This is a genomic window from Neisseria sp. P0009.S007 (assembly GCF_051962515.1).
The window spans coordinates 1-290 of sequence record NZ_JBQCVF010001046.1 but is presented as its reverse complement, the minus strand read 5'-3'; the positions used below and the strand labels follow the sequence as shown (position 1 = coordinate 290).

Genomic DNA, 290 nt, shown 5'->3' with positions numbered 1-290 from the left:
CTCTTAGGCATGGAGGCATAGCCGTGTGCCAAGTTGCTGCAGACGAGCTGGTTGCGCTCTAAGCGTCCCATCTGTTTGGCGCTGCGGATTTTCGCCAGAAACTTTTCACGCGTCGGGCGGCTGCGCTCGATGATGCGCTCGGTAATTTCGGCGAGTTTCGGGTGAATAGGAGTGGGGTTCATGTGCGGTCTCCTGGCTACACGATATGATAGGGATTTTGTTTGCGCGTTTCTGATTTTTGTCTTGGGTGTTTTCTTCAGACGGCCTTGAGCTGTGGGAATGAATAATAT

The 290-nt window shown here is 52.4% G+C and carries 1 protein-coding gene; it reads right to left on the bottom strand.

Annotated elements, in window-relative coordinates:
- Positions 1-182: hypothetical protein (locus ACTHS3_RS17690; protein WP_440368727.1), on the bottom strand; the 182-nt coding region annotated here is incomplete at its 3' end.
- Positions 183-290 lie beyond the last annotated feature (108 nt).